1 protein-coding gene is annotated in these 1,285 nt (G+C 68.2%); it reads left to right on the plus strand.

What is annotated here, in order from left to right; genetic code table 11:
• The first annotated feature begins 48 nt into the window (after positions 1 to 48).
• Positions 49 to 1,278: an IS30 family transposase gene (locus HLB15_RS23640; RefSeq protein WP_446500410.1), complete on the plus strand. Its 1,230-nt coding sequence runs from the start codon at positions 49 to 51 to the stop codon at positions 1,276 to 1,278.
• Positions 1,279 to 1,285 lie beyond the last annotated feature (7 nt).

Consider the following 1,285-nt stretch of genomic DNA (forward strand, 5'->3'; position numbering starts at 1 on the left):
GGCGGATTCAACTGGTGGTCGCAACACCCCTGATGATCGGGGTGTTCGATGAAGTCTTGGAGCCGTTTACCCGTGCCCCGGGAGCACCGGCGGGTCTTCTGGTCTGATCTACGTGCTCATGGTCGGATCCCGGCAGCCGCGCAGGCTGCCGGGATCACGACCTGGTCAGCACAGGCTTGGATCCGTAAGGCTGGTGGGATGCCCGATGTGTCTCTGGTGAAGCCTTCGGGCCGGTTGTTGTCGTTCGCGGAGCGTGAGGAGATCGCGCTGCTGCGGGCCGAGGGGGCCAGCGCGCGCCAGATCGCGAGGGTGCTGGGGCGGGCGCCGTCCACGATCACCCGGGAGCTGGCCGCGGGCACACATCCCGACGCGCGGCGGTACAAGGCTTCGGTCGCGCACCGGCGGGCCGAACAACGTCTGGCCCGTCCCAAGCCGGGCAAGCTCGCGTCCAACCCGGCCCTGGCCGCCTGGGTCAGTGAGTGTCTGGGCGGGCACGAGCCGGGCACGGGCAAGGCCCGGTCGTGGAGCCCGCAGCAGATCTCCCGCCACCTGCGTCGGGAGTTCCCCGATGATGAGAGCATGCGGATCAGTCACGAAGCGATCTACCAGTCGCTGTATGTCCTGGGCCGTGGCGGGCTGCGTAAAGAGCTGCATACCGCGTTGCGGTCGGGACGCGCGGTCCGCCGCCCGCAGGCGGTCACCCGCGCTCAACGCGCCGGCGCCGCCCACGTGCTACCACCCCAGGTCATGATCTCGGAGCGTCCCGAGGAGATCGAGGACCGGGCCGTGCCCGGGCACTGGGAAGGCGACCTGATCACCGGCACCCGCAACGGCTCGGCGATCGGGACCCTGGTCGAACGTCAGACGCGGTACCTGATACTGCTGCACCTGCCCGACGGACACGGCGCGCAGCAGGTCGCCGCCGCGATGCGCGACCAGATCACCCGCCTACCGGCCCACCTACGCCGCTCGCTGACCTGGGACCAGGGCCGGGAGATGACACCGTTCGCGGGCATCCAGATCGTCGAAGACCTGGACCTGTGGTTCTGCGACCCGCACTCGCCCTGGCAACGCGGCACCAACGAGAACACCAACGGGCTGCTACGCCAGTACTTCCCCAAAGGCACCGACCTGAGGGTCCACACAGCCCAGGACCTCGCAGACGTCGCCCTGGTGATGAACGGACGACCCCGCAAGGTCCTGGACTGGCACACACCCTACGAAGCAATGAGCAAGCTACTCTCAGCCGACACAACCGGTGTTGCAACCACCGATTGAATCCGCC

The sequence above is a fragment of the Promicromonospora citrea genome (assembly GCF_013004695.1).
GTDB lineage: Bacteria > Actinomycetota > Actinomycetes > Actinomycetales > Cellulomonadaceae > Promicromonospora > Promicromonospora citrea.

Excerpts from the sequence above, each read along its gene's own strand:
- HLB15_RS23640 (WP_446500410.1), top strand. The coding sequence starts at position 49 with ATGAAGTCTTGGAGCCGTTTACCCGTGCCCCGGGAGCACCGGCGGGTC.